Below are 11680 nucleotides of genomic sequence, written 5' to 3'. Positions count from 1 at the left end.
CGATTTATCGCCCAATACAACTAAACCGTCTTTTTCCATTTCTGAAAGTTCTATCACTATTTCGGTAAGTTCTTTAAAATAGTTTTCTACATTATCCCAAGAAGTGCTAAACTGACACATCAAATTGAGTATGTGTTGGCGAATTACCAAATCTTCTTGTGATAAGATATGTCCTCTAAAAACGGGTAATTCATTTTGTTTTAATCGTTCATAATAAGTTTCCAATTTTTTTTCATTTTGTGCAAAACCATACCAACTATCACTAATAGATGAAACGCCTAAACCAATCATTAGCTGCGTTTTTGAGGAAGTATATCCCATAAAATTACGATGAAGTTTTCCGCCTTTAAATGATTTATACATAGAGTCTTCTTCTAAAGCAAAATGATCCATCCCAATTTCATGATATCCTTTGTGAGTTAATAATGCTTTACCCACTTCATATAATTTTCTTTTCTGATCGTCTTTGGGAACATCTTCATCTTTAAAACCGCGTTGACCATTGCCTTTTATCCAAGGCACATGAGCATAGCTATAAAAAGCCAATCTATCAGGGGACAACGATTTCGTTTTTTCAATAGTATCAATTACATTTTCCAACGTTTGAAATGGTAATCCAAAAATCAAATCATGAGAAATAGAAGTATACCCAATTTCCTTAGCCCAAAATGTTACTTTCGCTACATTGTGAAAGGATTGGTTTCTGTGAATGGCATTTTGTACTTTTTCGGAATAATCTTGTACGCCAAAACTCACTCTTCTAAATCCCAAGTCGTATAGTTTTTGCAAATGTCCTCGAGTAGTATTGTTAGGATGACCTTCAAAGCTAAATTCATAATTAATAGCTTTTTTTGCCCTGCTAAGAATTCCAGTAATCAGTTTTTCTAAATTTTCAGCCGAAAAGAATGTGGGAGTTCCTCCACCCAAATGGATCTCTTTGATAATTGGAGTAGTTTGAAATAAATCGCAATACAATTGCCATTCTTTGAGTAGGGCTTTAATATAGGGATGTTCTACTTCATGTCGGCTAGTGATGCGTTTATGACAGCCACAAAACGTACACAAACTTTCGCAAAACGGAAGATGGATATACAAACTAATTCCTTCACTACTATTACTTTCTTGAAAACTGCGCAAAAAAGTCTCTTTCCATCCAGTTAAAGTAAAACTATCCTCATCCCAATAGGGAACAGTAGGGTAGCTGGTATATCTTGGACCAGGAACGTTATATTTTTGTACTAATGAGATTGACATGAAGCTATTTTGTATTAGCCAAAAGTAGTAGTAGCATTTTTAAATAAAAATGATAATTGTCATAAACACTATAAAAGTATCTTTTCTTAAAACAAAAAAGGTGGTCAAATCAGACCACCTTTTACTTTTACATACTTTAATGTTATAACTTATACCAAGTCAAAACGATCTAAGTTCATCACTTTATTCCAAGCGGCTACAAAGTCAGTAACAAATTTTTCTTGACCATCTATACAACCATACACTTCAGCTAGTGCTCTCAGTTCAGTATTAGAACCAAAGATGAGATCAACACGAGTTCCTGTCCATTTCAACGCACCAGTTGAACGGTCACGTCCTTCAAAAACTTCTTGATGATTATCTGTAGCTTTCCATGTGGTACTCATATCCAATAAGTTCACAAAAAAATCATTGGTCAATGTCTCAGGACGTTTGGTAAATGCACCATGTCTAGACATGTCAAAGTTGGTGTTCAATACACGCATACCTCCAATAAGAACCGTCATTTCTGGAGCGGTTAACGTCAGTAAATGCGCTTTATCTATAAGCATATCTTCAGCAGATACGGTATAACGTGTTTTAACATAATTTCTAAATCCATCAGCTTGTGGCTCTAAAACGGCAAACGATTCAACATCAGTCTGCTCTTGTGAAGCATCACCTCTTCCGGGGGTAAAGGGAACTGTTACTGGCGTTCCAGCATTGGCAGCCGCTTTTTCAATTCCAACACAACCAGCCAAGACAATCAAATCAGCCAAAGAAACCTGTTTTTCTCCTGTGAAATTTCTGTTGAAATCAGTTTGAATAGTTTCTAATGTTGCCAATACCGTGTTTAATTGAGAAGGATTATTGACATCCCAATTTTTTTGTGGCGCAAGGCGAATTCTACCACCATTGGCACCACCACGTTTATCCGAGCCACGGAAAGTGGATGCCGAAGCCCAAGCAGTACTCACCAATTGTGATACCGATAAACCGGAGTTCAATACACTTGCTTTTAAAGCAGCAATATCATTAGTATCAATTAGTTTATGAGTTACAGCCGGAATTGGATCTTGCCAAATCAATTCTTCTTTTGGCACTTCTGGACCAAGATAACGCGCAATTGGTCCCATGTCGCGATGTGTTAACTTGAACCATGCTCTTGCAAAGGCATCATCAAATGCTGCTGAGTCGGCAAGGAAACGTCTTGATATTTTCTCATAAGCAGGATCAACTCGCAGCGAAAGATCCGTTGTTAACATGATTGGTGTATGACTTTTCGTTGCATTATGTGCATCGGGAACTATTCCTAAACCTTCACCATTTTTAGGTTTCCACTGATGTGCGCCTGCAGGACTTTTGGTTAACTCCCATTCAAATCCAAATAAGTTTTCGAAGTAATTGTTACTCCATTTAGTAGGTGTTGTTGTCCATGCGCCTTCCAATCCACTAGTTATAGTATCACCACCGTTACCAGTACCGAAGGAATTTTTCCAACCTTGGCTTTGTTCTTCAATTCCTGCAGCTGCTGGTTCAGGACCAACATATTGGCTAGGATCGGCAGCACCATGGGTTTTACCCAAAGTGTGTCCGCCAGCTATAAGTGCTACTGTTTCTTCATCATTCATAGCCATACGACCAAAAGTTTCGCGAATATCGTGAGCGGCTAATTGCGGATCAGGATTTCCGTTTGGACCTTCTGGGTTAACATAAATTAAACCCATTTGAACGGCAGCCAATGGATTTTCCAATTCACGATTTCCAGTATAACGTTGATCATCTAGCCATTTACCTTCAGAACCCCAATAAATATCTTCTTCTGGTTCCCAAACATCGGCACGACCACCTGCAAATCCGAAAGTTTTAAATCCTGATGACTCAAGAGCACAGTTTCCAGCCAAAATCATTAAGTCAGCCCACGAAATTTTCTTCCCATATTTTTGTTTGATAGGCCAAAGCAACAACCGTGCTTTGTCAAGATTAGCATTATCAGGCCAACTGTTTAAAGGTGCAAAACGATGGGTTCCAGAACCAGCACCACCACGACCATCAGCAATACGATAGGTTCCCGCACTGTGCCAAGCCAAACGAATAAACAATCCGGCATAACTACCAAAATCGGCTGGCCACCAATCTTGAGAGTTGGTCATCAAATCATTAATGTCTTTTTTCAAAGCATTCAAATCCAAACTCTTAAACGCTTCAGCATAGTCAAACTGCTCTCCCATCGGGTTAGACAAGGATGAGTTTTGGCGTAGGATATTTAACTTTAATTGATTAGGCCACCAGTCACTATTCCTAGTCCCAGCCCCAGCGCCTTTGTTAAGAGCACCACCCATAAATGGGCATTTTGCTTCACTGTTCACATTGTAACTAGTAGTACTAGCAGCTGCGTTCAGATCTTTGTTATTTTCCATAGTGTATTTGATTTATAGTATAAAATTATAGTGCTAAATTAACAAAAAACATCCTTATCAAAACGAGATTTTCATAGATAAAAACTATTACTCATGCATAATAAGTTATGTAATGAATATTGTATCACTTTGATGAAAACGATAAAATAGACTAAGTAAATCATAGTATCAAAGAGTGCCTATAATGGCTGCAATGCTTAAATAATTAAGTAACCCGTTATGTGTACTTAACGTGAGTTCGATAAAACTATAATGGCAAATTTAGCTGTTTAGTATCTACAAAGTTTATTTTAAGAGAAGGTTTTTTGTCATTAAAATTGTAAGCTATTAGAGCTGCGAAAAGGTTATTGAAGAAGTTTTTTGGACTACGATGTCTTGAATGTTCAATTTGACAAATATTTTTAAGCTGGTCAATTATAGTCTCAGCAATAGCTTTTTTCGAAGTAAAATGGCATCCATAATTGGAGTGAGCGAAGTCGATTTCATATTAAGTTTAAGCTTTGTAATCAGATGTATTCCTTTACCAAAAAGTTCGGTAAATAATGCCTTAGAAATATATCCTTTATCACTAAATAATTCGCTTTTTTAATACTATTTTGTGTTTTTTATACCGAACTCATGTTAACTTAAGTTCTTTTATCATTTCTTTATGGTTAAAAATGATTTTGTCAATAAGTACATAAGTGCTTTTATCTACATCATTCTTAACTAAACTACTCCATTCCTCTATCTTATTCTTAATTTTTAAATGGTTTTCCATTATTTTTTTTGTCGTTTCTTGCTTGCTCCAGTTTTTATAATTTACTTCATTTAGATTAGAATTCAGAAAAAAATCCTCATTTGACATCACAACATAATGCCCTAAAGCAATAATTTGCCTTCCAATTTCTTCACTAATAAGGAATAACTTAGCAGATTGAATTTCAAACAATCTATTTCTGCAATAGAAATCACTATATTCAAAGTTCCAATATGCAACCTTAGTTTGTAAAAACAAACCGTATTCGTCTACCAATATTTTAGATAAAAAATCAGTTGTAAATTCACTATTCAATACTGTTGATTTTTCTAACATTATGAAAATTATTTATAATGATAAACAAAAGTGAGTCGTAAAAGACAATAAATCTTAATGTATTAATCATTATTTATAGCATACTTTATCCCAACGGAAAGCAATCCCAAATCACCTTCCCAAACTTCTTTACTACCATAAGAATCGCTAAAATCGAATTGTGTGGTTAAAGCTAATTTATTTGTAATTCTTTTCATATATCCAATTGTTACGACAAATCCAACATTAGAAACAGATTTGTCTATCTTGGCCGTGGATGAAGTTGATGTAATTTCTGTATTGGAGAAAAGCAATCCGATGCCAGGCTTAAAAAAGAGTTCGCTTCTTTCATTAATTGGTAAATTAAAAGAAGAATTTAAAAAAATATTAGCATGATTTGCTTTAACTTCTACTTTTTCGTTGTTGGTTACTAAAGTTCCTTCTGCTTTAAGATTGGTTACCATAAAACTACTGTTTAATTCCAAACTTATATTTTTAAAAAGTTTATAGCCAACACCAATATTTACCATTGGTGCCCATTGCGTAGCATCAGTCTTTTTTAGAAATTGCAAACCATCCTCAGCCCGAGCTAAACCAGCTGCTGCACTTATGTAAAAGGTGTTTTTTTTGTGAATTTGTGCTTTTGACTCTAAAACCAAACCACACAATAATATAATTATAACTATTGTTTTTTGTTTTATAAAATTCATATTATTTAATTTATGAGCTAAATCAAATTTAGTTTTATAAAATTGGCAGACTCTTGACCAAAGTCAATAAAAGAGTTTAAGTAAATGTATTGTGTTGATTAGCAAAAGTTGATTAGAGACATCGCCATTTTATTTTAGAAAAATTATTCTTCATTGCTTTTTTTTTCTTATTCTACTCAGTGTCTCTGGCTTTACTCCAATAAAAGAAGCTATGTATTGCAATGGGATTTGGTCAATAATCTGAGGATTTTCAGCAATCAAATTATTGTATCTTTTAGTTTGAGAATCCAAAATAAATGAAAGTTCTCTTTTTTTACCATTGATATAAATGTGTTCATATAACTTTATAAACAATCTACTTATGTTACGACTTGTTTCCATTAATTTTTCAATTTCTCTGAAATTAGCTTTATAACAATCGCAATCGGTTAATGCCTGTATATTAAAAAAAGTAGGTGTTAGTTTCCGAATTGAAAACAATTCCGCATAAATGTATGGACTGAATAAAAATTTAGTAGTAAACTCTTCGCCATCTTTCAAAAGGTACACTCTAAAAGTTCCCTTATTAAAAAAATACAAATCTTTAGCATAGGTTCCTGAAGCCAGAACATGATCCATTTTTTTAATGTCTATGGGATGGAACAATGCTTCTAAATCTGTGAACTCTTTTTCATTGAGTTCAGCAAAATGGGAAGTAAATAATTTTAAGTTTTCCATTTTACAAGTCTTTAAAAATTCGATTTTTAATTCTGCTTAATGTTTCGGGTTTAATACCTAAATAAGAAGAAACATATCGTTGTGGTATTTCTGCAATTACTTTTGGACGTTCACCAAAAAGTTTTATGTATCTTTCTTGAGGTGTATCAAAAATGAAAGAATGTTGTCGCGTTACACCAAAAAGATATATATGTTCTAAAAATTTAAAAAAGACTGTCTCTATGATTGGATATTTATCAGTTAAATTGTCGAGGTCAGAAAATTTTGCCACCATGCAAGTGGAGTGTTTTAATGCCTGAACATTTATTTGGGTAGGTGTATTACTTCTCACGGCTAACAAATCAGTCAATATGGTAGGACCAAAGTAAAACTCGGTTGTTATTTCAGCGTTTTCTTTATTGTAATATCCTCTCATGATTCCATCATTTATAAAATAGATATGAGACACCAAGTCATTTTCTAAAAAAAGATGGTCTAATTTTTTAACACTGAAAGGAGTAAAAATAGCAACAAAAGCTTCTATTTCTTCCTCACTTAAATTAGCAAATCTGGACAAGAAAAATCTTAAATTATCAGTCATTTTTATTTTAATTTAAGTACTTCGTTACATAATAAAATTTGAATTGAACAAGTAATCATCTTCAAAAATCATTTTAAAAAAACGTTTGTGTTTTTCTGATTTTTCATTTAGTTTTATAATGTCTTCAAAATTAGCGATAAATACATTAGATTTTTTTACTGTTACAAAATTTCTTGTTGTTTCTTTTCTGTAAATTACAGCATTTAAATCAGAAAAGAAGATAGGACTAAAATAAAATTTAACATGATACATTCTATTATTGTTTTCAATGTATGATTTTAATACGCCATTATCTAAAAAATATATATTTGATATATGTTGACTTTTTTTGATAACAAAATCATTTTCATTAAATAATATGGGTTTAAATAAACTAGCCAATGTAAATAATTCAGTAGCATTAAACTCAACATACTTTTTGGTAAATTGTTCTAAACTATGTAGCATAATAAATTCTTTAGCAATAAAAAATTTAGAGTTTGCATCGCATTTAGGTGCTTACAAACTCTAAATCAAACAAAACAAATATGAAACTAACAATACTTAAAATTGAAATTTATAACCAAAGTCTGGTTGAAATCCAATTTGGTCAATTTGATTTACTTGCTGTGTTACTCTGTTAAAATCTCTCGAGAATACATTGCTGTTGTTTGTGATATTTTGTAAATCAACATAGAATTGGTGCGAACTCTTTTTCTTTTTACTATTGAATTTAAAGCCAAATTTCAAATCCAATCGTAAATAAGGATCATATTGCGCGCTGAAGGCATTTGCTTCATCTCTAATCTCGTAGCCAGCTGCTTGTGATGCTGCTAAATCCACAGGAGTATAATATCTTCCACCAGCAGTAGTAAATTTGGTATTGATACTAAAAATATTCTTTTTGGCTTTTCCAATTTTGAATTCCTTTCCTGCCAAAGCATTGATTACGTAGCCATTATTGAATGGGGAGTCTCTCTCTATTCCATCGCTTCCAGTATATTTACTTTCGAATAGTGAAGTAGTAAAAAGTAAATTATATCCTTTGCTAAAGAATTTTTCCAAAGTAAATTCCACACCTTGATTAAAACCTGTACCAGTACTTACTAATGAGTTTTTATCTATCGAAAATCCAAAATCGGCACCTTCGGTCAAAGAAGAATAACTTGATGGTGTTTTTTCTACTGCTGCTTTATCAATTGCTTGGTAGTAAACTTCAACTTTAGCTCTCCATTTGTCGGCAAAACGCAAATCATATCCTAAAACATAATGAGCACTTCTTGTCATATCTAAGTTTTTATTACTTTGAACTAGATTTCCGTTAATGTTTTCATTTAAAAATAATAACGGTGCAGCTACGTTTTGATGATGTAAACCGTATCCTATATTTATAGAGCTTTTAGTATTGATAGCATAGGTCAAAGAGGTTCTTGGTTCAAAAACAAATTCTTCATTTAAAGAAAAATATTGCCCGTGTAAACCAGCATTAAACGTTAATTTTTCGGTCAATCTAAACTGACCCATAGCATAGGGTTGAATGATTGAGAAAGAACCATCATTATCAATTAGATTCACGAAATCGGGTTGACCATCGCCATCATTATCATCTTGTCTATCTCTATCGGTCAATTTGTTTTCTAATGAGAAATTTTCAAATAACAAACCACTTCTAAATGTTATTTTCTTAGATATTTTAGAGTTGAAAAGTGTAGAAAACGTTATTCTATTTTCGGTATTATCTACTTCTGTAAATCGAAGTTTAAACTCTGTTGGAGTATCTAAATTAAAATAACGATCTTCTTCATAAGTGTTGCCCGATGTAGAAGCACTGAATACCGTTTTCAGATACGATTTTGAACCTATATCAACAGTGTGCTTTACGCCAACAACACCAAAATTTGAGGTTACAAAGGCATCTTCATCGCGAGTAGCAAATAAATCATCGCTCGATAATTCTACATCGTCACCAATTAAATCAATGTTAGAATTTCCTAAAATCCCAAAAACCGAAAAATTACCCAATTTTCCTTTTCCAAAATCAACATTAAATGATATGTCATTATAATTAGGTTGTGCTGCCGTTCCAGCCAAGCCTAATACACCAACAATTCCATAGCGACCAGCCACTAAAAACGAACCTCCTTTTTTACCCATAGGACCTTCTGCCATAAATTCGGCACCTGGAAATGCAGCAATACCAACAGTGTATTCGTATTCTTTATTGTTTCCTTTTCGTAAACCTAAATCAAAAACACCACCAATAGCATTACCATATTCGGCTGGAAAAGCAGAGGTAATAAAGTCAGAGTTGGCTAATAAATTGGGATTTAATGCCGAAACTGGACTTCCTGTTGTTCCCAATGTGGCAAAATGATTAGGACTTGGAATAGGAATTCCTTCTAATCGCCATAATAAACCAGTGGGTGAATTTCCGCGAACTACAATATCGTTTCTACTATCATCAGCCGTAGAAACACCAGCAAAGTTTGAAGCCAATCGTGCTACGTCACTTCTTCCGCCAGCATATCTGTTAACTTCTTCGGGAGAAAATTGTCGAACAGATACTGCGGCTAATTTATTGATTGACTTTGCTTTATTGTTACCATCACTTACAATAACAACCTCTTCTAACGTATTGAATTTTTCTACTAAAGAAACTGAAATAATAACATCTTTTCCCGTTGTGACATCAATGTCAGGAACAGTTGAACTTTCATAACCTAGAAAGCTTACTCTAATGGTTTGCCTGCCCAAAGGAACATTTGATAATTCAAAATTTCCTTTCTCGTCTGTTGTACTGCCCTTACTTGGTTCACTTAGTAGTTCAATAGTTGCACCTGCAATACTTTTTTCTGACTGCTTATCTGTAATAGTTCCTCTAATTACTCCTGTTTGTGCAAAAGAAATCAAACTAAATAGAGATGAGAATAAAATAAATAGTTTTTTCATTTTTCCTGTTTTTTAATTTTTGACAAAACTATTTTAACAAGTTTTAATTAAAATTGACCAAAGTCAATAAAACTATAAAAGAATTAAAAAGTGAAATCACTATAAACCTGAACTCGATTAATAAAAAAATGGCTAACTGATTGGTTTTGATGGTTTGATATCTTAAAGATGGTTTCTTTGGTAAAAAATGATAAGCAATAACTCCAGCAATTAAATTCGTTAGAAAATTTCCAACAGAACGATGTCTAGAGTGTTCTACTTGGCAAATATTTTATAATTCATCGTAAACTGTTTCAATAACAGAGCGTTTTCGAAGTAATATTTTATCGCTCATATTAAACAAAGTATATTACAAATTTAACTTATACTTGTTTCCTAAGGGAACTGAATAATTTTCAAGACAAACAGCATTATGTAAAGTTTTAGTAATTTTAGATTTTGATACTAAATATGATCGATGAACCCTTATAAAATTATTGTCTTTTACCTTTTTTTCAATTTCTGAAAGAGTTTCTGAACATAAAATTTGCCGATTTTGCAAGAATACCCTAGTATAATTTCCAAAGGATTTAAAGTAATATATAGAATCGATATCAAAACGCTTTATGTCTTTATCTACTTTTAAATGAATATCTTTGAATTGATCTGTATTTGTTTTAACAAATTGGTCTGATTTTAAATAAAAAAAACATTTTTGAACTGAAATAATAAATCTTTCAAAATAAAAAGGTTTTAAAAGATAATCTACTACTCCTAAATCAAAGCCCGTAATAGCATATTTTTCGAATGCCGTTGTAAATACAACGGCGGGTTTATTTTGCATAATTTTTAAAAACTCTACACCACTCATACCAGGCATTTCAATATCCAAAAAAATAATATCTACAGACTCCAGTGAAGTAAACTCGATAACCTGCATTGCAGTATTACACTCAGCAACTAATTGAAGATTTGGAAGGCTAGTGATAAATTTTTTTAATATTTCTCTGGAGGGCTTTTCGTCGTCCACTACAATACATTTAAATGCCATAAGCAGTTATTTTGGTTTTAATCATCAAAAAGGAATTTTTAAATAAACACAATAATAGTCTTTTGTTGAATCTATTCTAAGTTGATGATTAGGAATTAATATCTCAAGTCTTTTTTTTGTATTTGCTATTCCTCTAACCGATGATAGTAAGTTCTGGGTTTTAGTGATACTATTTGTGTTTTTAATTTCGAAAATAAGAAATGATTTATTAACTATAATAGTGATATTTATTTCTAATTTTTTATTACCAATAGGTCCACCATGCTTAAAAGCATTTTCTATAAATGGCATTAAAAGCATAGGCGGTATGTATTGATTTTGTACTTGTATATCTTTATTGTAAGTAATTTTGATATGATCTGAAAATCTAATCTTTTCAAAATTCAAATAGACATCTATAAAATTTAGTTCTTCAATAACAAGTACTTTTTCTTTTTCAATGCTTTTAAAAATATATCGCATCATTGTACCAAGACTAACAATAAGATCCGGTAATTTAGATGAATTGGTTATAGAAGCATTGTATAAGATATTAAGGGTATTAAAAAAAAAATGTGGATTCAGGTGTTCCTTTAAAAGCTTTAACTCAACACTATCTTGCAGTTCTTTTAAGTGAATATTTTCTAAATAAGTTTTTCTATAAAAATGTAAAAAAGAAGTAATTAAAACAAATAAGAGATTGAAAATAAAACTATTAATAAAGTTTTCACACAAAATACTTTCAACATAACTAATGGCAGTTATAACCAAAAGCATTAGTATCAAATACAAAATATATTTTTTCCTTTTATAAAAAGGCAACAATAAATATCGGTTAGTATATACCGAAATACACAAGGAAGTAAATAAACTAAATGTATTTCTGTAATAGTCATTAGGCAAAGGCTGATCAACAATTAAACTAGGATATATTAATAAAGCTAGCACTGAAAGCCAAAAAAGAAAGTGAAGCAATAATCCTCTGTGAAATATAGTAGTTTTAGCGTTCCTCATTTTTAAATTTTCTAA

General features: G+C 32.1%; 10 protein-coding genes and 2 pseudogenes. All 12 read right to left on the bottom strand.

Annotated features, from left to right (window positions below):
* Window positions 1-1254 (bottom strand): oxygen-independent coproporphyrinogen III oxidase (hemN, locus tag ACK5ON_RS08610; RefSeq protein ID WP_409821669.1); only part of this gene is annotated, 1254 nt, incomplete at its 3' end.
* Between the two features lie 149 nt (window positions 1255-1403).
* Window positions 1404-3653, bottom strand: coding sequence for a catalase/peroxidase HPI (katG, locus tag ACK5ON_RS08605; protein WP_409821667.1), 2250 nt, complete (start codon window positions 3651-3653; stop codon window positions 1404-1406).
* Window positions 3654-3900: 247 nt separating this feature from the next.
* Window positions 3901-4220: pseudogene (locus ACK5ON_RS08600) on the bottom strand (transposase); the annotation flags it as partial.
* A 49-nt stretch (window positions 4221-4269) separates the two neighbouring features.
* Window positions 4270-4728 carry a hypothetical protein gene (locus ACK5ON_RS08595; RefSeq protein WP_396174193.1) on the bottom strand — a complete coding sequence of 153 codons (459 nt, stop codon included), beginning with the start codon at window positions 4726-4728 and terminating at the stop codon, window positions 4270-4272.
* A gap of 62 nt (window positions 4729-4790) precedes the next feature.
* Window positions 4791-5417 (bottom strand): outer membrane beta-barrel protein, encoded by a 627-nt coding sequence (locus ACK5ON_RS08590; protein WP_396174195.1) that lies wholly within the window; start codon window positions 5415-5417, stop codon window positions 4791-4793.
* A 150-nt stretch (window positions 5418-5567) separates the two neighbouring features.
* On the bottom strand, window positions 5568-6134 hold the full coding sequence (locus ACK5ON_RS08585; protein ID WP_396174197.1) for a Crp/Fnr family transcriptional regulator: 567 nt from the start codon (window positions 6132-6134) through the stop codon (window positions 5568-5570).
* A gap of 1 nt (window position 6135) precedes the next feature.
* The gene (locus ACK5ON_RS08580) at window positions 6136-6714 is read right to left on the bottom strand and encodes a Crp/Fnr family transcriptional regulator (RefSeq protein WP_396174198.1); all 579 of its coding nucleotides are present in this window, start codon (window positions 6712-6714) and stop codon (window positions 6136-6138) included.
* Window positions 6715-6738: 24 nt separating this feature from the next.
* Window positions 6739-7161 carry a hypothetical protein gene (locus ACK5ON_RS08575; RefSeq protein WP_396174200.1) on the bottom strand — a complete coding sequence of 141 codons (423 nt, stop codon included), beginning with the start codon at window positions 7159-7161 and terminating at the stop codon, window positions 6739-6741.
* 96 nt (window positions 7162-7257) lie between these two features.
* The gene (locus ACK5ON_RS08570) at window positions 7258-9642 is read right to left on the bottom strand and encodes a TonB-dependent receptor (RefSeq protein ID WP_409821663.1); all 2385 of its coding nucleotides are present in this window, start codon (window positions 9640-9642) and stop codon (window positions 7258-7260) included.
* Between the two features lie 163 nt (window positions 9643-9805).
* Window positions 9806-9985: pseudogene (locus tag ACK5ON_RS08565) on the bottom strand (transposase); the annotation flags it as partial.
* A gap of 6 nt (window positions 9986-9991) precedes the next feature.
* Window positions 9992-10672: a LytR/AlgR family response regulator transcription factor gene (locus ACK5ON_RS08560; protein WP_409821662.1), complete on the bottom strand. Its 681-nt coding sequence runs from the start codon at window positions 10670-10672 to the stop codon at window positions 9992-9994.
* 24 nt (window positions 10673-10696) lie between these two features.
* Complete coding sequence (locus tag ACK5ON_RS08555) at window positions 10697-11665, bottom strand: sensor histidine kinase (RefSeq protein WP_409821659.1); 969 nt, start codon at window positions 11663-11665, stop codon at window positions 10697-10699.
* Window positions 11666-11680 lie beyond the last annotated feature (15 nt).

Source organism: Flavobacterium sp., assembly GCF_046317795.1.
GTDB lineage: Bacteria > Bacteroidota > Bacteroidia > Flavobacteriales > Flavobacteriaceae > Flavobacterium.
The sequence above is the reverse complement of the archived record's forward strand: the minus strand, read 5'-3'. Positions and strand labels throughout refer to the sequence as shown.

Coding starts and splice junctions, on each gene's coding strand:
- ACK5ON_RS08580 (WP_396174198.1), bottom strand. CDS start 6,714: ATGACTGATAATTTAAGATTTTTCTTGTCCAGATTTGCTAATTTAAGT.
- ACK5ON_RS08560 (WP_409821662.1), bottom strand. CDS start 10,672: ATGGCATTTAAATGTATTGTAGTGGACGACGAAAAGCCCTCCAGAGAA.
- ACK5ON_RS08575 (WP_396174200.1), bottom strand. CDS start 7,161: ATGCTACATAGTTTAGAACAATTTACCAAAAAGTATGTTGAGTTTAAT.
- ACK5ON_RS08590 (WP_396174195.1), bottom strand. CDS start 5,417: ATGAATTTTATAAAACAAAAAACAATAGTTATAATTATATTATTGTGT.
- ACK5ON_RS08555 (WP_409821659.1), bottom strand. CDS start 11,665: ATGAGGAACGCTAAAACTACTATATTTCACAGAGGATTATTGCTTCAC.
- katG (WP_409821667.1), bottom strand. CDS start 3,653: ATGGAAAATAACAAAGATCTGAACGCAGCTGCTAGTACTACTAGTTAC.
- ACK5ON_RS08585 (WP_396174197.1), bottom strand. CDS start 6,134: ATGGAAAACTTAAAATTATTTACTTCCCATTTTGCTGAACTCAATGAA.
- ACK5ON_RS08595 (WP_396174193.1), bottom strand. CDS start 4,728: ATGTTAGAAAAATCAACAGTATTGAATAGTGAATTTACAACTGATTTT.
- ACK5ON_RS08570 (WP_409821663.1), bottom strand. CDS start 9,642: ATGAAAAAACTATTTATTTTATTCTCATCTCTATTTAGTTTGATTTCT.